Source organism: Cobetia sp. SIMBA_158 (genome assembly GCF_046566945.1).
GTDB lineage: Bacteria > Pseudomonadota > Gammaproteobacteria > Pseudomonadales > Halomonadaceae > Cobetia > Cobetia amphilecti.
This window is the reverse complement of record NZ_JAWJYL010000793.1, coordinates 1-250: the sequence shown is the minus strand read 5'-3', so window position 1 is coordinate 250 and position 250 is coordinate 1. Positions and strand designations below refer to the sequence as shown.

1 protein-coding gene is annotated in these 250 nt (G+C 37.2%); it reads right to left on the bottom strand.

Translation table 11 applies throughout. The annotated features are described in order from the left end of the window. Positions 1 to 49 precede the first annotated feature (49 nt). Positions 50 to 250: hypothetical protein (locus R2R70_RS21995; RefSeq protein ID WP_410979195.1), on the bottom strand; the 201-nt coding region annotated here is incomplete at its 5' end.

The window sequence follows — 250 nt, the reverse complement described above, 5'->3', positions numbered from 1 at the left end:
GGCTGCTTGCACTTTAAAAACTCTGACTGCTTTGTTTTTATACAAATTGCTATTTTATATTATGGTCAAACGAACCAACATCCCCAGGGAACACAACGGGCGACTCAAAACCATCATGACTAACGGATGAAATACCAAAGTAATAATTGTCTATTACTACATTCTCAAGTGTGAAATCAGCAACATTACCAACGTATTTACTAAACTGCCATTGCGGCTCGCTTGTGTAACGCCAATATATTTTATAACC